Raw genomic sequence first — 23,802 nt, 5'->3', positions numbered from 1 at the left:
ATGGGAAAAACGACCTTTTTAAAAACAAAAGAAAACGCCGACCTATAGGCGTTTGTGCCTATATATCAGCGTTTGCTCAGTTTTACCAAAATGTCCCAGAATGCCGCCGACAGGAATCGAACCTGCACGGGAATACACCCACACCGACCTGAACGGTGCGCGTCTGCCAGTTCCGCCACGGCGGCAACAACAGTACTATTCTAGCAAAAATCAGTTCTGTTGCCTAGCTTAATTTATTAATTCAAACTACTCTTGCTGAAGGCCTTAAAACTGTAGCCAACTCGCCGTAGGTTATAGCTCGCATTTGGTCCTTCATAACGGCGCATTGGAAAATCACTCTCCTCAGACCAGTTTTGCCACTGATCCTTACTCTTCCAAGTTGAAAGCAAGACTAATTGATGGTCATTATTGGTCCGCTGTAGCAAGAAGGATGATAATCCCCCATGCAAGTTACCTTGCTTCAAAAAGGCATCATAGCGACGAATAAAATTATCACGTTCTTGATCATTTAGCGTAATAAAAGTAAACATCATCCAACCTCGGAGTTCACTATCATCCCCGGCTGAAGAAATGACTTTATATGATGTTGGTACTGTAAAAACTGATTTAGGATCATCGGTCAATTCAATTAATTGCGCCCGTGACTGATCACCATCTTCTACACTCAGATGAATTGGTCGATCAAGGTGTTTATTACGAACTTCACTTAAAACTTCTCTTGTACCAAAGGTTGTGTGAATATATCTTGTCATAGTATTACCTCCCGCTTTCTCTACCATTATTATACGCAAATTTGTGCTAAAAAGCAGTCACATTCGTGCTTTCTCTACTTACTGTTCACGAAATAATCATAAAAGAAAACCGTACCCCCTAACTGAATGGATACGGTCCACTTTTATCACACTTTAATATTAATTAATACATTAAAATTAACTATTTTGTATTCATCACCATGGCAATAATACTAATCGCACCAATTGCATTATTCAATAAATGTAAACTAATTGAATACTGAATCTGCTTAGTTTTCTTATATACAATCGCTAAGATTATTCCCATTGTTGAGTATTGTAAAAAGGCAAAAATATCAAAACTGTCATAACCCATTAAATGAAAATAACCAAACAACACGCCTGAAAGAACAACATTAATCCACCAATTACTCTTTTTGAAAAAGTAATTTAGAATTATTCCTCGAAAAATCGTTTCCTCAATGAAAGGCGCTACTAAAACTGCTAATGTAAGGACAAAAACCAAGCGGTTTGGTCCTTGTTTAGCCATCATCTCAAGCAATTGCTGATTTTGTGCAACATGCACCTTTCCATTTACAAGAACCTGAACCAGATTTACCACCATGGAAACCCCAATAATTGCTAAGTAACCCCACAATACATAGCGTAACTTTTCCCATCTAAATTGGTGTAAACCAAATTTGGGTGATACTGGCCGAATTCCCCATTTTACAAGCACCCACATTGCTAATGCTGCTAAGAGGATAATCACTATAATTTCAATTGCTAAACTGGGCAAACTATTTGGGCCAAGACCACTAAGCTTGCCGAAAACTTTTGACACCTCAACCCCAACAACTTGAATAATAGCATCGAAGATCAAACCAACAATTATCCATATAATTCCACTTAGAATCTGACCATAATTAATTCTTTTCTGCATCTTGCTTCTCCCGCTTTCGCTTTTTTTCATACAGCGTAATTTGCGTCATTGCATATGAACTGATTAAGAAAAGGATAATGAAGGCCAGTAAAGTTATCGCCTTTGCCCAAGCAAAATAAGTGCTAATTAGCATCAAAACAACGAATAACAGCAGTACTAAAACTGAAAAAATGATTAAACGGATGTTCCCCTTCATTTAATTGCCTCCTAATACATATTGCTCCAAAACTTCAGCAATCGCCCCTTCATTATTTGTACGTTTAGTAACCAAATTAGCAATGTCCTTAACCGTTGGAATGGCATTAGCTACGGCAATTCCTAAACCAGCTGCCTCAATCATTGCAATATCATTATTATTATCCCCAATTGCCATTACTTCGCTCGCCTGAATCCCTAATTGTTCAGCTAGGTGTAAAGTCGCAGCACCCTTATTGACACCTTGCTTATTAAATTCAACATAGCGATTCGAAGAAAATGTTGCCGTAACCTGACTACCAACTGCTGCCATAACTGCCGTCTTAATTTGCTCACGTACTTTGGCATCAGCAGATTCGAAAATCACCTTCATAATTGGTTCTTTAGCCAAGAACGTAATATCAGCCGTTGTAATAACTTCATATGGCACCTGCCGATCAGCCATATATTGCCGATCACTGTCTGATAAATTATAAATGTAAAGCTTTTCTACCGTATAAATATGGGCATCGACCGTTGTGTCCACTAAGCCTGCAGTCAGAACTGACTTTGCTAGACTGAAAGGCATTTCTTGCGTTAATACTACCTGATTGCCCTTGTTTTCGATAATTGCCGCCCCGTTGTAAGAAATTACAAACTGGTCTATCTGGTCATATAAGTCTAACTCCCTCAATAAACTTTGTACTGAAAGGTATGACCGCCCTGTATTTGGGACAAACTTGAAACCTGCCGCACTAGCAGCCTTAATCGCTGTAACATTTTTCTCATTGATTGTGCCATTATCATTTAATAACGTTTCATCTAAATCAGAAACTAACATTTTATATTTCATGGTCATTCCTCACACTAGTTAATTAGTTATATTGTACCAAAGTTTATCTAAACAATTTTGATTTCAAAACATTTGTTGTCTTACCAGACAAATAATCTAATTTACGACCATATCTAAAATGTCAAGAATTGAAATCTATCATTTTCTTCGTTATTATAAATGACAGAGCTTTGAACCCTACTAGCAAGTTAGTATGGGAAAAGATAAAAATTTCAGCGGAAGAAGGACTACCATGGTGATTATCACAGCCGGTATGATTGGAGTTGGTAAAACAACTCTTACAGAATTAATTTCTAACCATTTAGGAACCCAGGCATTTTTTGAACCAGTTGGTGAAAACCCTGTTTTACCCTTATATTATGCAGACCCTAAGCAATATGGTTTCTTATTACAAATTTATTTCCTAAACAAGCGCTTTGCGATGATTAAAAAGGCCCTTGCTGATGATAATAATGTCTTAGACCGATCAATTTATGAAGATGCCCTCTTCACTAAAGAAAACCATAGTTCTGGTAATATCTCAGACGCTGAGTTAGATGTCTACATGACCCTCTTAAACAACATGATGGATGAGATTAAGTCAATGCAAAAAGGCCGACCTGATTTGATGGTCTTTGCTGATGCTGATTTTGAAACAATTCTATACCGTATCAAAAAGCGCGGCCGTGATTATGAACAATTTGATGATAACGAATCGCTCCGAGCTTATTATTTCAAAATGTGGTCAGCTTACAAACAATGGTATGAAGAATATGATGCCTCACCTAAGATGAAGATTGACTTACAAAAATATGATCTTGAAGATGAGAGTAACCGACAAGCTGTACTAGCAATTATTGATGAACGTCTAGCTGCTTTAGATGACGCTAATTAAATTCATAAAAAAACTTCGATCAAATATGATCGAAGTTTTTTTATTATGCGTTTACACTACCGATAAAGCTTGGCCCATTAGTTGCATCAAATGATGCCAATTGTACTTGCCCAGTTTCAAGTGATACTCCTACGTAGAGATTTCCGCCCAAAGAAATCGCTACATTATAACTAGCACCCTGTGTCCCCCAAAATAGTAGTTCACCTGGTTGAATATTACTCATACCTGTACTTATCGTGCAATTACCTTCAAGTGCAATTGTCGAAGCTGGTAAAGTAATGCCAGCCTGTCCAAATACTTGACTGACAAAAGTAGCCGCTGAAATTCCAGTTACTTGCTCATTAGCCATTGTCTGCGCAAGGCTAACTACATCATTTTGCTCTGTGTCAGTTAAGCTATTATTATCGTTGGTTACATCGCTCGTAGCAGTCGTTCCTGCTTCAGGTACATAGATAATCGTGCCAATCTGCAATAGGCTTAAATCAGTTTGATTAGCATCCAAGATTGCATCAACTGTTACTCCGTATTGAGCAGCAATTGCACTTAGAGTATCACCATCTTGAATTGTTACTTGTGTTGTATTGGCTGGCTTGCTCTGTGGCGCTGTACTAGCCACTGCTGCCGTCTCAGCTGGTGTATTTGGTACATCAGCTACTGCGCTAGTTGAACTCGCTGCTGTGTCATTAGAATCAGCTGCGCTATTAACTGTGACAACAGCGTTATCAGCTTGATTCTTTTGAACAATAACACTGCTACTACTACTCTTCTGGGCCGTCTTTTGCGCCTGTGAGTTAGCAACCTGCGAGGACGTTCTTACTGATGAACTTGTCCCTTGGTCACTAACCCGACTAAAATCATGACTAGCTGTAGTCGTTGCTTTCTCTGTTGGTGTCTTAACCTGCCCCTCAGTTAATTTCTCAACTGCAGCTTGAACACCAGGAATTTGTGTCGATGCAACAACCCCAATTGTTCCAGCGACACCAGCAAAGACCGTTTTCTTCGAAACTTTACTCATAAATCTTACCTCTTCCATAGCAACAAAATCTAATAATACTAAAATTTCATCTAAACCTAGTATACAATATGGACCGGCTTTAGCGGAGAAATTCATTGTTTTTACAAATAATATTCACCAATAAGCTTAATTGCTAGCAATTTGACCTTTTTATTTCAAATTAACGATTTTGCTACTTAATAGCTAAAACTATGCAATCAAAAATTAACTGCCCAAATAAAAACTCCCCATTAAGTAGTCTTAACCTACTCAACAAGGAATTCACTTAATTGCAAACTTCTTTACTTAAAAAATTGAGCAGCCAGAACGGCTTTCTTCCAACCCTGATAAGCCGCCTCATGTTCAGCAAATTTCGCTTGATTAGGTTCGCACACAATTTTTTCACCTGCATCTGGTAGATCTTCAATTGAAGGCCAATACCCAACTCCTAAACCAGCTAAAAAGGCAGCCCCCAAAGCGGTTGTTTCAACCTGTTCAGGTCGGGTAATACGAATATGCAAAAGATCTGCTTGGAACTGATGTAAATAACCATTGGCTGCCACACCACCATCAATTACCAAAGATGATAAGTCAATGTCAGTATCTTCGGCCATTGCAACTAATACATCCCGTGTTTGATATGCAAGTGACTCTAAGGTTGCTCTAACCAAATCATTTCTTGTCGTTGCTCGTGTTAAGCCAAACATTGCCCCTCTGACTGCTTGATCCCAATAAGGAGCACCAAGTCCTGAAAAGGCCGGTACTAAATAAATTGGATCTGGATGTTGTTCATAAGCACGTTGTGCCATGGCCGCTGTGTCTTTGGCGGAGTCAATTAATTCCAAGCCATCTCTTAGCCATTGAATTGCAGCTCCAGCAATAAAAACAGAACCCTCCAAAGCGTACTTCACTTCACCATTTAAACCGTATGCAATTGTTGATAGTAAGCCATTATTTGATTGAGCCACGCGGTCGCCTGTATTCATAACAATAAAGGAACCAGTACCAAAAGTGTTTTTTACGTCACCAACGCTAAAGGCCTTATGCCCAAATAAAGCGGCTTGCTGATCACCGGCAATTCCGGTAATTGGCACCTGGATACCAAAGAAAGCATACTCAGCCGTATAACCAAAATTGCTTGAAGAATCTTGTACGGTTGGTAAGATTGCTTTTGGAATATTAAACAAATCTAGTAACTCTTCATCCCAAGTCAAGTCATGAATATTGTAAAGCATGGTCCGACTGGCATTTGTTACATCAGTTGCGTGGACTGCTCCATTTGTTAGTTTGTATAATAACCAGCTATCAATTGTTCCAAATAGCAGCTCACCAGCTTCAGCCTTTTGCCGCGCACCTGGAATATTATCCAAAAGCCACATAATCTTAGTAGCTGAAAAATATGCATCAATCCATAAACCGGTTTTAGCATGAACTAAATCAGTTAGCCCCGCCGCCTTTAATTCATCAGCAATTTCGCTGGTTTGTTTTGATTGCCAGACAATTGCCGAACTAATTGGTTCCCCCGTTAGTTTATCCCAAATGACTGTAGTTTCGCGCTGATTAGTAATACCAATTCCCGCTACTTTATAAGGTGCTACATTTGCACGGATAATAACTTCAGCCATTACTTGGCGTGCGTCATCCCAAATCGTATTGGCATCATGTTCAACCCAGCCTGGCTTTTTAAAAATTTGTGGTAACTCCTTTTGCGCAACCGCTACTGCTTTTCCCGCATGGTCAAAGAGAATTGCCCGCGTACTAGTCGTTCCCTGATCCAAGGCCATTATATATTGATTGGTCATAGCTACCTCGTTCTTGTCCTGTCTATTTATATCCATATATATTTTATACAGATAATCAGTTAACGTCTAGATATTTATTAATACAGCGCTTTTCGACCACAGTAAAACCCCTAGGATTGGCGACAAAGCTCCAGTCCTAGGGGTTCATTTAAACTTTTAGTTTTCTGAACGTAAGTTACCACCGTCCATGAAACGGTCAGCGCGCATTTCATTAACAATTACCTTAATTGCTGAACGTGGTGCCCCAGTGTTCTTTTCAACGGCATCAGTGATTTCTGTCATCATTGCCTTTAGTTGGGCATCGCTACGTCCTTCAACTAGTTCTACATGAATAAATGGCATTTTATTTTCCTCTTTTTAATTATTTTTAAATTTTTCTGCTGCTTCATCTAAGTTAAGTGCTTCATTCAGCTGTGCTTGTGCTGCCACTCGCTCAAAACGAATTTGGCTTTGCAAGTCCTCGTTTAAGAAGTTGTTTGACGTCTCAACGGTGTTAATTACATTGATAAAAGCATCTGGATCGATTGACTTAGTTAATAACTCCATCTCACGTAACTCATACCGTGACAATACCATCATCAGGGTACTTGAAGGCTCCTGCGTATAAGCACCAAATGAAGGCATGATGGTAATTCCGCGAACAACGCTCTCTTGTAGGGCCTTAGCTACTTCCGAAGAGCGTTTAGTAACAATAAAAGCGGTTAACTTCTGATAACGCGTATGAATCGAATCAATTGCAATTGTTGTAATATAAATTCCAATAATCGTGTACATGGCATTTTGCCAACCAATAAAGGTCCCGGCGATTAAAACAATCGCTGCGTTAATGAATAAGGTAATGAACCCAATTGATTTGCCACTCGCCTTTTGAACGGCGGCGGCTACAATATCCATCCCACCAGTTGAGAAGCCAAACTTAAAGGTTACTCCAATTGCAATTCCCATTAGCAAACCACCAAACATTCCTGCAAGGATTGGTTCAGAATGAACTAAGCTAGTTTCTGGTAACAAGATTTGCAAACCGCTTGAAAATAGGTTTTGTAAGAATGACCAAACCGTAAATTCACGCCCCGCCCACTTCCAACCAACAAAAGCGATTGGAATATTGAAAGCCATGATAATCGCTCCAACTTGTAAATTCAAACCAAAAATTGCATGAAAAAACAAAGCAATCAGTTGAGCAATACCATTAAAGCCACCAGAAAAAATCTTATTTGGAATATAGAAGAAATTCATTGCCATTGCTACTAACAGTCCTGAAAAGACAAAAACAATAACTTTAATACTATATTCGCGTAAGTGTGTCTTGGCCACAAGCGCACCCTCCGTTCTTCCTTTTAGTTATTACATTATCACATATTCAAGACTAGTAAACCAGTCAGTTAATTGACTTTTTTAGGATTTCCAGCCGAAGTTTTATCAGGTAACCTTCATATTTATTTATTGGTATTCAATTAACTATTTAAATTTATCCTAAGGTGCTTTATATATATCAAAACCCACAAAAAAAAGTTAACCCAAGATGAGTTAACCTTTTCAAGTTTAGAACAATGTACCAAGAGCCTGACCAAAAGTGACCAACCCACTTGCAAACATTGAACTAATCAGAAACAAATTACTTAGTGTACTTTGCTTCGTGGAACTTCTTCATGATACCTGCGTTAGACAACAAGTTCTTAACAGTATCTGAAGGTTGAGCACCATTGTTCAACCATGATAGTACTGATTCCTCATTCAACTTAACTTCAGCAGGCTCAACCAATGGGTTGTACGTTCCAACAGTTTCGATGAAACGACCATCACGTGGTGAACGTGAGTCAGCAACAACGACACGGTAGAATGGACGCTTCTTTGAACCCATGCGCTTCAAACGGATCTTTACAGCCATGTTTAATTTCCTCCAGTATTTTTATACTTAATTATAATAACAAAGACCATTACAGGTGTAAAGTGTTTTTCCTTTACACTTATAAATTCATATAGTGTCAAGTAAAATTACTTGTCACCCTTTGACTTAATTATGTTACTACAATTATAAGTCGATAGCAAGGGAAATTTAATTCGTTTTAGTCTGCCAAAAGTTCCTTTAAAGCCACTGGCAAATCTGCTAATGGTTCACCCAAAGCTTGAGCTAAATCATCTGATGGAAAATCAAGTTGCCCATCAGCAATAATTTTTTGAACCGCTAAAAAGAAATCGACGCTACCTTGATCCATTCCGAATGCTGACAGGCGCTCAGCGAATTCGGCCGAACTAACTGCTTTAGCAGTAATCGGCTTTTGCACAGCCGATGCCAATCCCGCTGCTAAATCAGTATAGGTACGGACTGGCCCGCTAAAATCTAAGACCGTTTGCTCAGGCTTTTGCACCAAAACATTTGCAGCTGCGGCTGCATACTCACGTCGTAACGCCCAGCCTGTACGTCCTGTTCCGGCCGTAAAAGGTAGACTGCCATCAGCTAAAGCGATTTTAATTAGTGGCAACTCATTTTCTAAATACCAATTATTTCTAACAAAGGTGTGCGCAATTCCACTGTCCTTAATCATTTGCTCAGTAGCCGCATGGTCAGGAGCTAACATATTATCGGCATTTGGGGCCTCAGGAAAACTCGTGTAGACAATATAATCAAGCTTAGCCGTCTTAGCTGCCTGAATCACGTTGCCATGCTCGGCTTGTCGATTACCAGGTGCACCTGAAACCAATAATAATCGATCAATGCCCATTAATGCACTTGCTAAAGCCTCAGAATCATTGTAATCGGCCAAACGAACATTATATCCCTGTTCAGACAAAGCTGCGCCTTTTGCCGTATTCCGAACTAGGGCAAAAATTGACTGCTTATCAACTATTTTCGATAATTGCTTTAATGCTGCTTGCCCAAAGTGACCACTTGCTCCCGTTACTAAATAATTCATGACATGTACCCCATTCCTTTAAAACAGCTGTATATTTATAATGTACAATTAAAGTTTAATAAATATGTTACCATGAGTCAAGATATATTGATCTTAGGAGTTATACCATGAAATCCTCAACGCAGCTTAGTGATGCGGTCCATATTCTCGCTTATATTGAAATTTTTAAAGATAGTCACGCTTTGTCTAGTGAGCAGATTGCGCAAAGCGTTGCTACTAATCCAACCAATGTACGTAAAATTATGGCGCAATTACGTAAGGCCAATCTAATCCAAACAACTGTCGGCAAACCCAATCCCAAGCTTGCCCTAAAGGCTAGTGCTATCTCTTTATTCGATATTTATCGTGCCATTAGTAATGATGATTTATTATTGCAAATCGATGGTAAGACCAATATAAATTGTTTAGTCGGTGCTAATATTCAAACTGCCTTAGACCAAGCCTATCAACAAGTACAGCAGGCAGCTGAACTTGAAATGCGTAACGTTAGCTTAGATATGATTATTAAAAATATCCTACAAGCTAGTAAAAACTAAAAAGGCCCTACCACTATCAAAGTTAGTGGTAAGGCCTTTTTAGGACGCTTCGTGCTTATTTACTTTTAGTCTTTAAATATTGGGCCCGAAGTTGCGCTACTTTATCAGCTTTAGATACTGTTGTCTTAACCTTATCTGCATCTTGATGTTTCGTATTCATTGCCTTTTGTTTATCATCAAGCAAGTATTTTCCCATTGTTACTTCCGCCGCTTTTTCTTACTGTTTTTTTGCATCCGACGTGCAACTTGTTTCATAGCCATATTGGCCATTCGGCCCTTCAAACCATTACCACCTGGCATTCCCGGCATTCCGCCGCCGCCCATCGCATTCATCATTTGTTCCATCCCAGCAGTATTACCATTCATCATCTTTGACATCATGGTTTTCATCTCATTGAATTGTTTAATCATCCGATTAACTTCAACGATTGGCCGCCCTGAACCTGCTGCCAAACGACGGCGCCGACTTGGATTGATTAAATCTGGATTTTCACGTTCACTTGGCGTCATTGAGTAGACAATAGCCTTCATCCGATCCATATCTTTTGGATCAAGTTTGGCATTCTTTAGTGCTGGGTTATTAGCCATGCCTGGAATCATCTTCAAAATATCTTCCAATGGTCCCATATTTTGAACTTGATCAAGTTGAGCAATAAAATCGTTGAAATCAAAAGTATTTGACTTCATCTTTTCCATTTGCTTTTCAGCTTCTTTTTCATCAAAATCTTTTTGAGCCTTTTCGATTAAGGTCAGTAAGTCACCCATACCTAGGATACGACTAGCCATCCGATCTGGATAGAAAACATCCAAATCGGTCATTTTTTCACCTTGACCAACAAACTTAATTGGCTTACCAGTTACCGCACGAATTGATAGGGCCGCACCACCACGGGTGTCACCATCTAACTTAGTTAAGGTTACACCGGTAATATCTAAACGTTGATCAAAGCCTTCTGCTGTCTCAACGGCATTTTGACCAGTCATTGCATCGACAACCAACATAATTTCGTCTGGCTGGGCAATTTCCTTAACATCTACTAATTCTTGCATTAACGCTTCATCAATTTGTAAACGTCCAGCTGCATCAATAAAGACATAGTCAGCCTTAGCTTCCGCTGCAGCTGCTAACCCTTGCTTAACAATTTCGCGTGGATCGACCTGTGTACCGAGTTCAAAAACTGGTACACCAATCTGCTCACCTAATGTCGTCAATTGTTCAATAGCAGCTGGCCGATAAACGTCAGCCGCAATCATAAAGGGCCGAGCATTTTCCTCAGTCTTTAGTTTAAGGGCTAACTTACCAGCCGTTGTTGTCTTACCAGCTCCTTGCAAACCAACCATCATAATCACAGTTGGAATCTTGGCTGATTTATTAAGTGGTACAGCTGCCTCACCCATCATTGCAGTTAATTCATCATTAACAATTGAAACAATCTGTTGCGCTGGGTTCAAGCCATCTAAGACCTTAGCTCCAGCGGCCTTTTCGCGCACATTTCGCACAAATTCCTTAACAACGCCAAAATTAACATCGGCTTCTAACAAGGCCATCCTAATCTCACGCATTGTTTCACGTAGGTCGGCATCGGTAACCTTTCCCTTACGTCGTAGACCGCTAAGTGCGTTTTGTAAACGCTCTGTCAAACCTTCAAAGGCCATACTTTACTCCTCTTCCAATGTCATTAATTGCTTAGTTAATTCCATTAACTTCTTATCAGTCGCATAATTTTGCTCAATATAAGCTAACAGTACTGTTGACGCCTGCACTCGCTCTAAATAATCTGCATACAGGTGTAATTTCACTTCATAATCTTCTAGTAACTGCGTAGAACGCTTAAGGTTATCATAAACCGCCTGCCTTGAAACAGCAAACTCTTCAGCAATTTCACCGAGTGAAAAATCGTCAGCATAATATAATTGTAAGTATTCATTTTGCTTGGCAGTCAATAATGGTTGATAAAAATCAAACAGTGCGTTTAGACGGGTATTCTTCTCTAACTCCATCGTACTTACTCCTCCAATAAATCACCAAACAGACTCTTAGCAAAATCATCGGCATCAAAGACTTGTAAGTCCATGACCCCTTCACCAAGTCCAATCCATTTAACTGGCAAGTGTAATTCATTACGAATTGGCAAAATAATACCACCCTTGGCAGTACCATCGAGTTTAGTCAAAACAATCCCGGTTACATCGGTTGAATCTTTAAAGAGCTTTGCTTGTTGTAGCGCGTTTTGTCCGGTTGTTGAATCCAAAACCAACAAAACTTCTTGCGGTTCACTTGGTAATTCACGAGCAATAATCCGCTTCATCTTAGCCAACTCTTGCATTAAATTAACGTTATTTTGCAAACGTCCGGCCGTATCAACAAACAAAACATCAGCTTGCTGCTCAATGGCGGCTCGTACCCCGTCATATACAACTGAAGCGGGGTCAACATTTGCAGCCCCGGCAATTACTTCAACACCGTCACGTTCGCCCCAAGCCTGCAATTGTTGAGTTGCGCCGGCACGGAAAGTATCCGCAGCTGCCAAAATAACCTTTTTACCCTCAGCTTTATATCGGGCTGCCATTTTTCCAATTGTGGTGGTCTTACCAACACCATTGACTCCAACAAAGAGAATTACAGTTGGCCCCTCGTCAGCGAAATGCATTGTGGCATCTTCGTTGACTCCTTGGGCTTGATAGTGAGCAACTAAAGCGTCAACAACTACCTTAGAGACTTCACTTTTACTTTTTGCATTCTTTAACTTAACTTCATCTCTCAACTGAGCTGTCAAATCAAAGGCAGTTTGCGCACCGACATCAGCTCCAATCAAGGTTTCTTCAAGTTCCTCAAAGAAGTCCTCGTCCACGGACCGGAAATTGGCCATAAAGGCATTCCAGCGCTCTGACCAAGTCCGTCTTGTTTTATTCAAACCAGTCGCTAACGTCGCCGTTGACTCTGCTGACTCTGCTGACTCTGCTGACTCTGCTGACTCTGCTGACTCTGCTGACTCTGCTGACTCTGCTGACTCTGCTGACTCTGCTGACTCTGCTGACTCTGCTGACTCTGCTGACTCTGTAATGATTGTTGTTTCTTCGTTTATGTCAAGTTCTTTTTGCTTTGCTTCACTTGTTAGTGACGATTTATTATCAAAATTTGGTTGTAAAACTTCAACCTTAACGATTGGCCGTGGTTGGAGCACTTCAACTTCAATTTTAGGAGCAACTTTTTCAGGTTCTTTGCGTCTTAAAAAATCAAATAATCCCATCTCATGCCTCTTTCTTAATTAGTAGCTTCGCGGCTGGCGTCGGTCAGATTAACTGAGACCATTGTTGAAATTCCCGGTTCTTGCATTGTAACTCCATACAAAACATCTGCCTGTGTCATTGTACCTTTACGATGTGTAATCACAATAAACTGTGTCCGCGCATTCACTTCATGCAAATAATGCGCAAAACGATCAACATTTGCTTCATCCAAAGCTGCCTCAGTCTCATCCAAAACTGCAAAGGGTACTGGCCGGACTTCCAAAATGGCAAACAGCAAGGAAATTGCTGTTAGAGCTTTTTCTCCACCAGATAATAAACTCATTTGTTGGAACTTTTTTCCCGGTGGCTGAGCTTTAATATCAATTCCGGTTGTTAATAAATGTTCAGGATCGGCCAAAAGCAGTTGTGCTTGCCCACCGCCAAACATTTTAACAAATATTTCTCCAAAATGACTAGCAATTGCATCAAAGGTTGTCTTGAATCGTTGCTCAACCTCATTATCCATCTCAGTCATCGTTGCCTGCAAGTTGGCCTGTGCGGTTTCTAAATCTGTTTTTTGCTGATTCAAAAAATCATACCGCTCTTTAACCTCAGCATACTCATCAATCGCATGCAAATTAACCGATCCTAAGTCGTCTAAACCACGGCGCAGTAACTTTAACTGGGTACGAACTTCTGCTAATGATAAGTCGTCCATCTGACTTTCTGCAAAACTAAAGGACGTATCATATTGCTCAACCAATAGTTGTTCATCATGCTGAATCTGAGTCCGCAGCTCTGCTTGACGACTTGATAAGCGACTCAAAGTATTCAACACCTGCATTTGCTCATCGCGAATTAATGCTAACTCGTTATCGAGTTGATTACTTGCCTTGCTGGTTTCGACGAGTGTCTGCTCCAAAGTAACTAAGGTTGCTTCCGCTTTAGCTTGCTGTGCTTTAATATCCGTAATTTGTGTTTCAAGGTCAGCTACCTGCCCTTGGTCGCCACTTTCTAAGGCCAAACGTTGCTCAGTTAAATCGGTCAAGCGCTGCTGTTCACGCTTAATTTGACTTGCCTGCTCCTCAATCCGAACTTTAACTGATTCAACCTGCGCATTAGCTCTGCTATACGCCGTCCGTGTCTCTGCAATGGCTGCGTCAGCCGCTTCACTCTTTGTCTGTAGCGTCTGCTGTTTAATAATCTGGCTTGCAATCTGGCTCTGTAATTGGTCGACCTGGGTCTGCGCATTAGCCAATTCTACTTGATTTTGTGCTAATTGTTCCGTGTGTCCCGCAGTTGCATCAGTTGATTGATGTACCTCATAAACTAAAGCCTCTTTTTCACGGCTTAATTGTTTTTCACGTTCTAAAAGCACTTGCAAATTAGCCTTGGCTCTTTGCATGGCTTCATTTGCCTCAATGATTGTTGACTGTAATTCACGAAAATTAGCAGCTAAAGGCGTGATTTTTGCTGCCAATGCTTTAACTGTTTGCTCACAAGTCTGTGCCTTTTGTGTGGCAGCATCGAGCTCGTTACTCAAAGTCTCAATTTCACCCTTTTGGACCAAAAGACCGTTTCGATGACTACGATTAGCTCCACCAGTCAAAGAACCACCAGCATTCATCAATTGGCCATCTAAGGTCACCAAGCGAACGCGATGCTGTAGCTTCTGACCTAGGTTAATTGCATTATCTAGTGTATCAACAACGATTGTTAAGCCTAAGAGATTGTCTAAGATTGTTTGATATTCTGGTGCAGTTTGCGCTAAGTTTGCTGCTATGCCAATGACACCTGGCGCCTGTGCTGCTTTATGCCATAACTCTGCTGGTAAATGACGGCTCTTAATCGTCGAAAGTGGCAAGAAAGTCACCCGACCTAAACGATGTTGCGTCAAATACTGAATCGCAGCCTTCGCTGTTTGTTCATTATCGACAACTGCTTGTTGCAGCGCGCCACCAAGTGCCGTTTCTAAGGCTACTTGGTAATCATCTGGCACCGCCAACAACTCAGCAACTACCCCTTTAAGACCAGTAAACTGTGCCTTAGCGTTCATCAAGTTTTTAACCCCTTGATTATAGCCGTCATAGCTTTCAGCGACCCGTTTCAACGAGTCTAAGCGAGTCGTATAGCGCTGCTCTTCTTCTAAGGCAGTAAACCAAGTTTGCCGTGCTGCTTGATGAGTTTCTTCCAGACGTTTTCCTTCGATTTGAGCGGCTAGCAAAGATTCATCTAACTCCGCCTTTTTACTCTCTGCTTGCGCAACCACTGTTTTAGCAGCTTCAATTTCTTGACTAAGGCTTGTCAACTGACTGGTCAATTCGTGATCCCGCTTTTGTAAACGACTACTTGTTACATCAGATTGGGCATCTTCACGTTCCAAATATTTTTGAGCGTTCTTAGCATCAGCTAATGTCTGCATTGCACCTACTAAATCATTACGTAAACGTTCTATTTTTTGATTTAATTGCTTAGCTTGTTTGTTGGGGTGTTGTGCCAATAAACCATTTAGGTCTTTGCCTAGTTGCTTCGCGTTAATTTCTAGTTTAAGTAAATCAGCCTCTTGATTTAATTGTTTGCCAGCTAACTCATCAACTAATCTTTGAGCATTTTGCTGCTGTTCGGTTAAATCTGTTAAGGCTGCTGAACGATTTGCCAATCGCTCCGCCTGTAAATTACGTTTACCTAACAATTGTTGATGTTTGGTTGTTAAAGCCAATAATTCATTTTGAATTACCTGTTGTTGCTTTTCAGCCGTCTGCTGCTTTACTCGTAAATCATTAACGGTCTTGCTCCGCTCTTCTAGTAGCGTTTTTACCTGCAAACTTTTAACATTCGTTTGCTTGATTGCTTCATCATTTTCTGATTTTTCTTGATACCAATCAGTCAACTCCAAGACAATTCGAGCCTGATCTAAAGCATCAAAGCGATTCTTTTGCTCCAAGTAATCCTGTGCTAAAGCACTTTGCTTTGCTAATGGCTCTAATCGGTCCTCTAACTCATGTAGAATATCCCGCACACGATTTAGATTTTCATGCGTCCCAGTCAATTCTTTTTCAGCCCGATTTTTACTTTGCTTATATTTATAAACCCCGGCAACTTCTTCAATAATTACGCGTCGATCTTCGGCTTTAGCAGAAAAAATGCTTTCAACGCGGCCCTGCGAAATAATTGAAAAACTTTCACGCCCCAAACCAGAGTCCATAAACAGCTCTTGAATATCCTTTAGTCGTACCGTTGTACCATTTAAAAGATACTTCGAGTCGCCATTACGATAAAGAGTCCGGCTAATCGCAATTTCCGAATATGCTGAATTTAGATAATGATCACTATTATCAAAGGTAATGACAACTTCTGCCCGATTTAGTGGTGCTCGTTGTGATGTACCACCAAAAATCACATCAGTCATCCGATCACCACGTAGGCCCTTAGCCGATTGCTCACCCAAGACCCAACGAACTGCCTCAATGATATTGGACTTACCTGAACCATTTGGACCAACAACCCCTGTAATACCTGGCATAAAATCAATCTTAGTTTTATTAGCAAATGATTTAAAGCCACTGATTTCAAGTGATTTAAGCTTCATATGTACTACTTTCCCTTAGTTAGATTCTGAAAGGCCAAGCGGGCGGCGGCTTTCTCAGCATCCTTAGTTGATTTACCTTCACCAACACCAAGCTTTTTATTATCTAAAGTAACTTCAACGGTGAAAATCTGTTCATTATTTTCAATTTGGCGCTCAGCTACCTTAGTGTAGGCAATCGTAACTGCACCATTTCGTTGCAAATATTCTTGCAATTTTGATTTATAATCAACAAACTGGTCATAAAAGCCATCATCAATTTTGCTAAACATAACTTGCTTTAGAAAAGTCATGACCTTTTCAGCACCTTGGTCAAGGAACAAAGCCCCAATAAATGCTTCCCAAATATCTTCTAAAAGTGAATCACGGTTACGAGCACCTGAACGCTCTTCGCCCCGCCCCAACAAGATATACCGATCAAGATGTAGCTCACGTGACAAAGCTGCAAAAGCACGTGTTTGGACCATTGAAATTCGCAACTCTGTCAATTGACCTTCATCCCAATCTGGATAGCGCTTAAATAAATAGAGCGCCGTTGATTGCTGCATAACCGCATCCCCTAAAAATTCAAGGCGTTGGTAGTCACGACCCGTAAAGTTGGTATGTTCATTAACATAATTTGCTTGCGTTAATGCTTCTCGTAATAAGGATAAATCCTTAAATTCTATCTGATATTTTTCCGATAATTGTTTTTCTAATTTATCGAACATAAGTCACTCCATTTTTCGTTAGATAAGGTTAATTATACCAGAATTTGCATTGCTTTTGCCCTTATCTTACTTTTAAAATTACATAAACAAACACGAATAAAAACGACCTCAAAATGAGGTCGTTTGCTTTAATTTTAAAAATATTTTCCGTCAGCAATTTCAGCTAAATTATCTCGTGACGGAATAAAAAAGAGCTGACCTGACAAAAGTGTTGAGAAAGAAAGCAAGAAATCTGACTTATCCAACATTTGTTGTAGCATTTGCTTTGTTACCTGCCAATGTCGTGCATAACCGATAAAATATGTTCCCGTTTGACCAGCTGCCGGATTTGAGAAAGGCACATTCATGCGCACAATTTTTTGTTCAACTCCATCAATTTCGATTTTCGAAGCGACATTGTGTGCATTTTTAAACTTATCCTCATCTTCTAATTCCAAATCATCAAACTTATGCCGACCAACGGCCTTCTCTTGTACTTCTGTTGCATTATGTTCCCAATTTGACATATCGTGTAACCACTTTTGTGCAAAGGCATAAGAACCATTCTCAAAGTTAGGGTCTTCATCGCCAATAATCGCATATTCAGCTGCATCTTCCATTCCTGGCGCCTCAGTACCATCAACAAAGCCAATAATTGCCCGGCCTTCCAAATAACGGAAGCCCTTGGTTTCATCAATTAAATTGGTTGCTGGCTGCAAAAAAATCATAAATTGCCGAACCGCTTCATATACGATTGCTTCATCTTTTGCTCGAATATGTAAGAAAATATCACCATCACTTGCTGGCATCGAATATTTCGGTCCAGTTAATGTTGTATATGTTTCTAACTCCTTAGGCATCGTAACTTTTGGAAAAAGATACTGCCAAGCTTTTGCACTAAAACCGATTGCTACCCGTAAATTTGCTTGTGCAGCTCTAATTTTTAGTGAACGAATAATTGCTTGTGAACGATCAGCAAATTCAGCAATTTCCGCCTGCTCGGCTGCTAAATTTTCGCGTTTCATCTTAAGAACGATAAAAGATACGCTCTCCCCAGTATCTTTCCAAACATCCTGTGCTTTAGCTGCATTAATCATAAAACCCTCCTGTCCTCTCAAATAAATTCTATACCAATTACCAATTGAGCACCAGATAATCATCTAAACACAGCTTTATGTTCCTAACAAAAAAGTTGAACTAGCATCTTTGCCAGTTCAACTTATCTTTTACTTGCTGTGACTCATAATGTAATCGACAGTATTATTAATTGTTTTCAGACCTTCAGCATCTTCATCGGAGATTTCAATATCAAACTCATCTTCCATCTCTAATACTAATTCTACAAAATCAATTGAATCGGCATCAATATCGGTCAAAAAGCTCAAATCGCCCGTTACCTTTGCTGGATCCAATTCAAAATGACTCACTACAACTGAAATTACTTTATCTAATACTTCTTGCCGTTCCATTTTTATCACCTAATTCTTTTTTTATTTAAATTAAAAGTTACTTTTCATCATCACTAGCTGATTGCACCGTCAAATCTGCAGCATGTTCAGCTACAAAGCTTTCAACTTTAGCAACCAAATCTGCATGTAACATTGCTTCGATTTGAACCATTGTGTTAGCAATGGTTTCGGCTTCTGATGAGCCATGGGCCTTAACAACTGGTGCCTTAACTCCAATTACGACCGCTCCACCAGCCTTAGAATAATCAAGGCGTTCTTGCATCGTCTTCAAAGCTGGTTTTACCAAAGCGCCACCAAGCTTAGCTAATGGGCCAGCACTCATGATACTATCCTTCATTAACTTCAACAAAGTCAAAGCCGTACCTTCAATTGCTTTCAAAGTCGCATTTCCAGAAAAGCCATCCGCAATTACAACATCGGCTGGTCCTTGCAAAATATCACGTGCCTCAACATTACCAATAAAGTTTAATAGCTGATGATCTGCACCATACTGCAATAATTCATGGGCTGCTTTATGAACTTGGTCACCCTTATCAGCTTCGGTTCCATTATTTAGTAACCCAACCCGAGGCGCTTGATAACCTAAAATATTTGTAGCGTAAAATGAACCTAAAACACCATATTGATACAAGTGTGTTGCTCGATTTTCCGCATTTGCACCCATATCCATCATGACAAAATTATCATTAGGCCCAGCAAAAGCAGGCATGACGGTCATTAATGCTGGCCGATCAATTCCCTTAATCCGACCAACGATAAAGATTCCTGCAGCCAATAAAGCCCCTGTATTACCAGCTGAAAATAGTGCATCCGCCTCGCCAGCCTTAACTGCATTTGCAGCTAAGACTAATGAACTTTGCTTTTTACGTCGCACTGATTTCACTGGCTCTTCAGCCATTTCAATTACTTCATCAGCTTGAATTAAAGTAATACGCTCATCATTTTTTATTAACGGAGCAACTTTATCTAATTGTCCAAACAACATAAATTCAACATCTGAGAGTCGATCACGTGCTTGTTCAATTCCTGCAACAACTGCTTGTGGTGCATTGTCGCCGCCCATTGCATCAACTGCAATCTTAAACATATTAATTTCCTCTAGTCCTTTGTTAAACTTCGCTTACTTTACCATATTTTAGCACTTAATCAAAATAACGGTAGCGTGCCATTGTTTCTGACATATAATTTGCCAAAAAACGATTGGCTGGATCTTCCTCCCAGCCTGGCCGCGTAATTAGCTCAATTGCTTCTTGCTGGGCAATCTCCATCATTTTCATATCACGGATTGGATCACCAACGCGAAAAGCCGGTACACCAGATTGTCTGACCCCTAAGACATCACCAGAGCCCCGTAATTCTAAATCTTTTTGTGCTAAGACAAAGCCATCGGTTGTTTCAACCATTGCTTCCATTCGATCAATTCCATACTGAGTCTTAGGGTCAGCAACCAAGATCGTATATGATTGTCGCTCGCCTCGGCCAACTCGTCCTCTTAATTGGTGCAGTTGGGCTAGGCCAAAACGGTCAGCATCTAAAATCAGCATAACTGACGCATTAGGTACATCAACTCCAACTTCAATTACTGTCGTAGCCACTAAAATTTGAATCTGGTTTTGCTTAAAGCCTTCCATAATTGCATCTTTAGCCTGGTTTGTCATGCGTCCGTGTAATAAAGCAACCTCATAATCCGGTGCGAACTCCGCTTGCATCTCTGCGTAGACCTGCTCCGCATTTTGAACATCTAAAACCTCTGACTCCTCAATCAAAGGCGTTACTACATAAGCTTGTGCACCTGCCTTTAACTGTTCTTTAATTAACCGCAGTGATTTTTCTAGCTCATTATGACGCACCCAAGCGGTCTTGATTGGCTTTCGACCAGCTGGTAATTCATCAATAATTGAAACATCCATTTCACCATAGGCTGTAATTGCTAAAGTCCGCGGAATTGGCGTTGCTGTCATAGCTAAAATATCCGGATTCATCCCAATATCACGTAACAGTCCCCGCTGATCAACCCCAAAACGGTGTTGTTCATCAATTACTGCGAGCCCTAATTGATGAAATTCAATATCTGGTTGAATCAAAGCATGAGTACCAATTAAAATATCAACCTCACCACTTACTAAATCAGCCAAAATTTGACGTCGTTGTGCAGCCTTAGTTGCCCCGGTTAATAGTTCAACTCGAACCATTTGTGGATCAAATAAGTTACCAATTGATTTAGCATGCTGTTGTGCCAAGATTTCCGTGGGAGCCATCATTGTTGCCTGCATGCCAGCTGTGATTGCTGCATACATCGCTAAAGCGGCCACAATCGTTTTACCAGACCCCACATCACCTTGTAACAAGCGATTCATGTGAATTGGTCGCCGCATATCATAGACGATTTCATTAACCACTTTCTTTTGTGCTTGGGTTAATTCATACGGCAACTTCTTAATAAAGGCTTTTAAACGTTCGTTATCAAAATTAATTGCTCGCCCATGATTAGTTCGATCCATGGACTTAATAATTTGTAGGCGCATTTGAAAAGTAAAAAATTCCTCGAAGGAGGCTGAGCGCCTAGCTTGCTCGGCTTCGAGGGGCGTTTTTGGTACGTGCATCCCAAAAATTGTTGCCTTATGATCTAGTAGCTTATAGTGCGAGCGAATCGGCTCAGGCACGATATTATTTTCTGCCAACAATGCCTGATACTTCCCCAAAGCCTGCTCAATTAGACTCTTGATTGACTTTTGTTGAATCTCTTTTGATGACGGATAAATCGGCTCTAGTTCGTCCTCACTATTTTTAGGTAGTAACTTCATCCCGCTCAAACTTTGCCGACTTTTTTCATAGACCCCATAAACTGCTAGTTCATCGCCTAAATTAATACGGCTTTGAATCCATGGTTGATTAAAAAAAGTGACCAGTACATTATCATGCTCAACAAGTAAGCGAAATCCAACCCGGGTCTTCTTAAAGCCAAAACGGGTTAAAACTGGTTCTGATGATACGACCCCTTTAAAGGTAACTTTTTCACCATCTAAGGTGTCCGATGGTAACCTTTGCTCAAGATCATTATACCGATTAGGAAAATAGTTTAGCAGATCATTAATTGTGTATATTGCTAGATGATTAAGCGCTAACTCGCGCTTAGGCCCTACACCTGCTAAAGTTCCAACCGAATCTAATAATGACACCATCATCTTAGCCCACCCTTTCAAAATTAATTAAGTTTAACCATTATAACAAATATTTTTAAGGGGCCATAATTTCTTTTTAGTTAAATAAAAAAAGCCCACTAGGGGCTCTATTTAGTTTAAATTACTCAACTGAAATTAAATATGGATATAATGGTTGACCACCATCATGAATTTCAATTTCAAGATCTTCATCAATTGCCAATGCCGCATCAGCGATTGCTTGTGCACCAGCTTGATTACTTTGAGACCCAAAAATGATGGTTACAATTTCAGCTTCATCAGTAATCATTTGTGCCAATAATTGCTTAGCAGCACTTTCCAAATCATTGTCAGCAACCGCTACGGTAATTTTCCCGTCCAAAAGACCAATTGCATCGCCGTCATGGATTTCTAAACCACCCAAAGTAGTATCACGCACAGAAGTTGTCAAAGCGCCTGAAATGACTTCAGCCATTGTATCGGTCATTTCATTAGCAACTGTTGTCAAATCATCGTTGGGGTTATAACCCAACACTAGGGATGTCAAACCTTGTTGAATGGTCCGTGTCTTCACGACCGCTGTTGGTATTTCTAATAACTCAACCGCTTGTTGGGCGGCCATAAAGATATTACTGTCATTAGGTAGAATAATTGCTGCTTTAGCTCCTGAAGCTTTAACTGCATCGACTAAATCCTGAGTTGATGGTGCTTGCTCACCATCCAAAACAACGGTTGCTCCAGCTGAGGCAAACAAATCCTTAACCCCCGCACCAGTTGCAATTGTAATTACAGCTAAATCAACTGCAGCTTGTTCGCTGGCCTTATTTGCGGCTTTAGTTGCTTGTGCAGCAGCGGCAGCCTCAACTTGTTGATCGCGCATGTTATCAACCTTTACTTTACGTAAAGATCCAAAATGGGTTCCCCAACTGATAACTTCACCTGGGTTTTCCGTATGTACATGCACTTTAACCACTTCATCATCATTGATAACCAAAAGTGAGTCACCAAGTTGTGCTAAATGATTATAAAATTTGTCGTAATCAAATTTCTGATCATAAGTTGTACCTTGGGCAATATCAACCATTATCTCAGTACAATAACCATATTTGATGTCTGCAGGATTAATTTCACCCTGTACCCCACTGTCATGCAAACCTTTAATCATTGCATCTAATCCGGCATTATCAACCGTTGTTTCACCGACTTCTTGGCCAGATAGAACTGCGAAGAAGGCTTCTAAGACAATGACAAGTCCTTGCCCACCTGAATCTACCACTCCAACTTCTTTGAGGACTGGTAGTAAATCTGGTGTGGTTGCCAAGGCTGCTTCGGCGGCAACAAAAGCTGCCTGCGCTACCTTGACTACATCCTTATTATCTTCCTTAGCAGCTTGATTAGCAGCCCCAGCAGCTTCACGGACAACTGTCAGGATTGTTCCTTCAGTTGGCTTCATAACGGCCTTATAGGCTGTCTCAGCTCCACCCATTAAGGCATCCGCAAAATCACGGGCTGATAAGGTCGTCTTGCCTTCAACTGAACTAGCAAAGCCACGGAAAATCTGTGATAAAATCACCCCAGAATTTCCACGTGCTCCCATCAACAAGCCTTTTGACGTTGCCTTAGCTAAGGCACCAATTGTTGTATCAGTTTCTTGGCGTTCATATTCAGCCCCTGAAGCCATCGAAAGGGTCATGTTTGTACCAGTATCCCCATCGGGTACTGGAAAGACATTTAATTTATTGATTTTATCAGCATTATCTTTAAGAGCACTCGCTGCTGCATTAATCATTTTACCAAACTCAACGTTGGTAATATTACTAACAACTTCCACGTTAAATTTCCTC

Annotated in this window: 23 protein-coding genes and 1 tRNA gene; 2 read left to right on the top strand and 22 right to left on the bottom strand. The window is 40.4% G+C overall.

Annotation, left to right across the window (positions count from 1 at the left end):
* Nucleotides 1-101: 101 nt before the first annotated feature.
* From TT13_RS03870 to TT13_RS03850, 5 genes are all read right to left on the bottom strand, one after another.
* A tRNA-Leu gene (locus tag TT13_RS03870) sits at nucleotides 102-185 on the bottom strand.
* A 51-nt stretch (nucleotides 186-236) separates the two neighbouring features.
* The gene (locus TT13_RS03865; RefSeq protein ID WP_027698781.1) at nucleotides 237-752 is read right to left on the bottom strand and encodes an antibiotic biosynthesis monooxygenase; all 516 of its coding nucleotides are present in this window, start codon (nucleotides 750-752) and stop codon (nucleotides 237-239) included.
* A 181-nt stretch (nucleotides 753-933) separates the two neighbouring features.
* On the bottom strand, nucleotides 934-1,674 hold the full coding sequence (locus tag TT13_RS03860) for a CPBP family intramembrane glutamic endopeptidase (protein WP_027698780.1): 741 nt from the start codon (nucleotides 1,672-1,674) through the stop codon (nucleotides 934-936).
* Nucleotides 1,658-1,870 (bottom strand): hypothetical protein, encoded by a 213-nt coding sequence (locus tag TT13_RS03855; protein WP_027698779.1) that lies wholly within the window; start codon nucleotides 1,868-1,870, stop codon nucleotides 1,658-1,660. Before TT13_RS03855 ends, TT13_RS03860 begins: the two co-directional genes overlap by 17 nt.
* A complete protein-coding gene (locus tag TT13_RS03850; RefSeq protein WP_027698778.1) occupies nucleotides 1,871-2,701 on the bottom strand; it encodes a Cof-type HAD-IIB family hydrolase in 831 nt (276 codons plus the stop codon).
* 232 nt (nucleotides 2,702-2,933) lie between these two features.
* Between TT13_RS03850 and TT13_RS03845 the strand changes: the two genes are divergently transcribed.
* Nucleotides 2,934-3,575, top strand: a complete 642-nt coding sequence (locus tag TT13_RS03845) for a deoxynucleoside kinase (RefSeq protein WP_027698777.1) — start codon at nucleotides 2,934-2,936, stop codon at nucleotides 3,573-3,575.
* Nucleotides 3,576-3,618: 43 nt separating this feature from the next.
* Here TT13_RS03845 and TT13_RS03840 read toward each other — a convergent pair whose 3' ends face one another.
* The 6 genes from TT13_RS03840 to TT13_RS03815 all read right to left on the bottom strand — a co-directional run bounded on the left by TT13_RS03840 (nucleotide 3,619) and on the right by TT13_RS03815 (nucleotide 9,286).
* Entirely contained in the window at nucleotides 3,619-4,590 is a 972-nt protein-coding gene (locus TT13_RS03840; protein ID WP_027698776.1) for a LysM peptidoglycan-binding domain-containing protein, read from the bottom strand.
* A 281-nt stretch (nucleotides 4,591-4,871) separates the two neighbouring features.
* Complete coding sequence (glpK, locus tag TT13_RS03835) at nucleotides 4,872-6,371, bottom strand: glycerol kinase GlpK (RefSeq protein ID WP_027698775.1); 1,500 nt, start codon at nucleotides 6,369-6,371, stop codon at nucleotides 4,872-4,874.
* Between the two features lie 156 nt (nucleotides 6,372-6,527).
* Nucleotides 6,528-6,713, bottom strand: a complete 186-nt coding sequence (locus tag TT13_RS03830; RefSeq protein ID WP_027698774.1) for a 2-hydroxymuconate tautomerase — start codon at nucleotides 6,711-6,713, stop codon at nucleotides 6,528-6,530.
* A 15-nt stretch (nucleotides 6,714-6,728) separates the two neighbouring features.
* Nucleotides 6,729-7,685 (bottom strand): YitT family protein, encoded by a 957-nt coding sequence (locus TT13_RS03825; protein ID WP_027698773.1) that lies wholly within the window; start codon nucleotides 7,683-7,685, stop codon nucleotides 6,729-6,731.
* A gap of 301 nt (nucleotides 7,686-7,986) precedes the next feature.
* Complete coding sequence (gene rpsP / locus TT13_RS03820) at nucleotides 7,987-8,259, bottom strand: 30S ribosomal protein S16 (RefSeq protein WP_027698772.1); 273 nt, start codon at nucleotides 8,257-8,259, stop codon at nucleotides 7,987-7,989.
* A 178-nt stretch (nucleotides 8,260-8,437) separates the two neighbouring features.
* Nucleotides 8,438-9,286: an NAD(P)H-binding protein gene (locus TT13_RS03815; protein WP_027698771.1), complete on the bottom strand. Its 849-nt coding sequence runs from the start codon at nucleotides 9,284-9,286 to the stop codon at nucleotides 8,438-8,440.
* Between the two features lie 107 nt (nucleotides 9,287-9,393).
* Between TT13_RS03815 and TT13_RS03810 the strand changes: the two genes are divergently transcribed.
* Nucleotides 9,394-9,822, top strand: coding sequence for an Rrf2 family transcriptional regulator (locus TT13_RS03810; protein ID WP_027698770.1), 429 nt, complete (start codon nucleotides 9,394-9,396; stop codon nucleotides 9,820-9,822).
* A 55-nt stretch (nucleotides 9,823-9,877) separates the two neighbouring features.
* Here TT13_RS03810 and TT13_RS11240 read toward each other — a convergent pair whose 3' ends face one another.
* From TT13_RS11240 to TT13_RS03760, 11 genes are all read right to left on the bottom strand, one after another.
* Nucleotides 9,878-10,018 (bottom strand): hypothetical protein, encoded by a 141-nt coding sequence (locus tag TT13_RS11240; RefSeq protein ID WP_190279608.1) that lies wholly within the window; start codon nucleotides 10,016-10,018, stop codon nucleotides 9,878-9,880.
* Nucleotides 10,019-10,020: 2 nt separating this feature from the next.
* Entirely contained in the window at nucleotides 10,021-11,478 is a 1,458-nt protein-coding gene (gene ffh / locus TT13_RS03805) for a signal recognition particle protein (protein ID WP_027698769.1), read from the bottom strand.
* Nucleotides 11,479-11,481: 3 nt separating this feature from the next.
* On the bottom strand, nucleotides 11,482-11,823 hold the full coding sequence (locus tag TT13_RS03800; protein WP_027698768.1) for a putative DNA-binding protein: 342 nt from the start codon (nucleotides 11,821-11,823) through the stop codon (nucleotides 11,482-11,484).
* Between the two features lie 5 nt (nucleotides 11,824-11,828).
* Nucleotides 11,829-13,073 carry a signal recognition particle-docking protein FtsY gene (ftsY, locus tag TT13_RS03795; protein WP_027698767.1) on the bottom strand — a complete coding sequence of 415 codons (1,245 nt, stop codon included), beginning with the start codon at nucleotides 13,071-13,073 and terminating at the stop codon, nucleotides 11,829-11,831.
* A gap of 14 nt (nucleotides 13,074-13,087) precedes the next feature.
* Complete coding sequence (gene smc / locus TT13_RS03790; RefSeq protein ID WP_027698766.1) at nucleotides 13,088-16,642, bottom strand: chromosome segregation protein SMC; 3,555 nt, start codon at nucleotides 16,640-16,642, stop codon at nucleotides 13,088-13,090.
* Nucleotides 16,643-16,647: 5 nt separating this feature from the next.
* Nucleotides 16,648-17,349 (bottom strand): ribonuclease III, encoded by a 702-nt coding sequence (gene rnc / locus TT13_RS03785; protein WP_027698765.1) that lies wholly within the window; start codon nucleotides 17,347-17,349, stop codon nucleotides 16,648-16,650.
* Between the two features lie 134 nt (nucleotides 17,350-17,483).
* Entirely contained in the window at nucleotides 17,484-18,425 is a 942-nt protein-coding gene (locus tag TT13_RS03780; protein WP_027698764.1) for a Dyp-type peroxidase, read from the bottom strand.
* Nucleotides 18,426-18,554: 129 nt separating this feature from the next.
* Nucleotides 18,555-18,797 carry an acyl carrier protein gene (gene acpP / locus TT13_RS03775; RefSeq protein ID WP_027698763.1) on the bottom strand — a complete coding sequence of 81 codons (243 nt, stop codon included), beginning with the start codon at nucleotides 18,795-18,797 and terminating at the stop codon, nucleotides 18,555-18,557.
* 37 nt (nucleotides 18,798-18,834) lie between these two features.
* Nucleotides 18,835-19,884, bottom strand: coding sequence for a phosphate acyltransferase PlsX (gene plsX / locus TT13_RS03770; protein WP_027698762.1), 1,050 nt, complete (start codon nucleotides 19,882-19,884; stop codon nucleotides 18,835-18,837).
* Between the two features lie 55 nt (nucleotides 19,885-19,939).
* On the bottom strand, nucleotides 19,940-21,979 hold the full coding sequence (recG, locus tag TT13_RS03765) for an ATP-dependent DNA helicase RecG (RefSeq protein WP_027698761.1): 2,040 nt from the start codon (nucleotides 21,977-21,979) through the stop codon (nucleotides 19,940-19,942).
* Nucleotides 21,980-22,100: 121 nt separating this feature from the next.
* Nucleotides 22,101-23,789 carry a DAK2 domain-containing protein gene (locus tag TT13_RS03760; RefSeq protein WP_027698760.1) on the bottom strand — a complete coding sequence of 563 codons (1,689 nt, stop codon included), beginning with the start codon at nucleotides 23,787-23,789 and terminating at the stop codon, nucleotides 22,101-22,103.
* Between the last annotated feature and the right edge of the window lie 13 nt (nucleotides 23,790-23,802).

Source organism: Weissella oryzae SG25 (assembly GCF_000691805.2).
GTDB lineage: Bacteria > Bacillota > Bacilli > Lactobacillales > Lactobacillaceae > Weissella > Weissella oryzae.
This window is presented reverse-complemented; position numbering and strand designations above follow the sequence as displayed.

Bases quoted from the DNA above. Each gene is read 5' to 3' on its own strand.
- TT13_RS03865 (WP_027698781.1), bottom strand. From the start codon at position 752: ATGACAAGATATATTCACACAACCTTTGGTACAAGAGAAGTTTTAAGT.
- TT13_RS03860 (WP_027698780.1), bottom strand. From the start codon at position 1,674: ATGCAGAAAAGAATTAATTATGGTCAGATTCTAAGTGGAATTATATGG.
- TT13_RS03855 (WP_027698779.1), bottom strand. From the start codon at position 1,870: ATGAAGGGGAACATCCGTTTAATCATTTTTTCAGTTTTAGTACTGCTG.
- TT13_RS03850 (WP_027698778.1), bottom strand. From the start codon at position 2,701: ATGAAATATAAAATGTTAGTTTCTGATTTAGATGAAACGTTATTAAAT.
- TT13_RS03845 (WP_027698777.1), top strand. From the start codon at position 2,934: ATGGTGATTATCACAGCCGGTATGATTGGAGTTGGTAAAACAACTCTT.
- TT13_RS03840 (WP_027698776.1), bottom strand. From the start codon at position 4,590: ATGAGTAAAGTTTCGAAGAAAACGGTCTTTGCTGGTGTCGCTGGAACA.
- glpK (WP_027698775.1), bottom strand. From the start codon at position 6,371: ATGACCAATCAATATATAATGGCCTTGGATCAGGGAACGACTAGTACG.
- TT13_RS03830 (WP_027698774.1), bottom strand. From the start codon at position 6,713: ATGCCATTTATTCATGTAGAACTAGTTGAAGGACGTAGCGATGCCCAA.
- rpsP (WP_027698772.1), bottom strand. From the start codon at position 8,259: ATGGCTGTAAAGATCCGTTTGAAGCGCATGGGTTCAAAGAAGCGTCCA.
- TT13_RS03815 (WP_027698771.1), bottom strand. From the start codon at position 9,286: ATGAATTATTTAGTAACGGGAGCAAGTGGTCACTTTGGGCAAGCAGCA.
- TT13_RS03810 (WP_027698770.1), top strand. From the start codon at position 9,394: ATGAAATCCTCAACGCAGCTTAGTGATGCGGTCCATATTCTCGCTTAT.
- TT13_RS11240 (WP_190279608.1), bottom strand. From the start codon at position 10,018: ATGGGAAAATACTTGCTTGATGATAAACAAAAGGCAATGAATACGAAA.
- ffh (WP_027698769.1), bottom strand. From the start codon at position 11,478: ATGGCCTTTGAAGGTTTGACAGAGCGTTTACAAAACGCACTTAGCGGT.
- TT13_RS03800 (WP_027698768.1), bottom strand. From the start codon at position 11,823: ATGGAGTTAGAGAAGAATACCCGTCTAAACGCACTGTTTGATTTTTAT.
- ftsY (WP_027698767.1), bottom strand. From the start codon at position 13,073: ATGGGATTATTTGATTTTTTAAGACGCAAAGAACCTGAAAAAGTTGCT.
- smc (WP_027698766.1), bottom strand. From the start codon at position 16,642: ATGAAGCTTAAATCACTTGAAATCAGTGGCTTTAAATCATTTGCTAAT.
- rnc (WP_027698765.1), bottom strand. From the start codon at position 17,349: ATGTTCGATAAATTAGAAAAACAATTATCGGAAAAATATCAGATAGAA.
- TT13_RS03780 (WP_027698764.1), bottom strand. From the start codon at position 18,425: ATGATTAATGCAGCTAAAGCACAGGATGTTTGGAAAGATACTGGGGAG.
- acpP (WP_027698763.1), bottom strand. From the start codon at position 18,797: ATGGAACGGCAAGAAGTATTAGATAAAGTAATTTCAGTTGTAGTGAGT.
- plsX (WP_027698762.1), bottom strand. From the start codon at position 19,884: ATGTTTAAGATTGCAGTTGATGCAATGGGCGGCGACAATGCACCACAA.
- recG (WP_027698761.1), bottom strand. From the start codon at position 21,979: ATGGTGTCATTATTAGATTCGGTTGGAACTTTAGCAGGTGTAGGGCCT.